The sequence below is a fragment of the Streptomyces sp. SID3212 genome (assembly GCF_009865405.1).
Lineage (GTDB): Bacteria > Actinomycetota > Actinomycetes > Streptomycetales > Streptomycetaceae > Streptomyces.
In genome coordinates, this window is sequence record NZ_WWJY01001071.1 from 1 (window position 1) to 279 (window position 279).

Annotated in this window: 1 protein-coding gene; it reads right to left on the bottom strand. The window is 77.8% G+C overall.

Annotation, left to right across the window (positions count from 1 at the left end):
* Positions 1-40 precede the first annotated feature (40 nt).
* The coding region (locus tag GT042_RS31665) for a LuxR C-terminal-related transcriptional regulator (RefSeq protein ID WP_161312130.1) at positions 41-279 on the bottom strand (239 nt) is incomplete at its 5' end.

Below are 279 nucleotides of genomic sequence, written 5' to 3' on the forward strand. Positions count from 1 at the left end.
CCGCAATCGCGCCCGCCCGGCAATCGCGCAGCCCCGCCCCCTACGGCAGCAACCCCTCCCGCCGCGCCGCCACCACCGCCTCCAGGCGGGTATGCGCCCCCAGCTTCCGCATCGACGAGCGCAGGTAGCCCTTCACCGTCTCCGGCCGCAGGCCCAGCAGCTCCGCCGCCGCCGCGTTCGTCGCGCCGGAGGCGATGCACGTCAGGACGTCCAGTTCGCGCGGGGCCAGGCTCACCGGCAGGTTCCGCTCGGCGGGCGGCGCGCCCGTCGCGCCCGCCA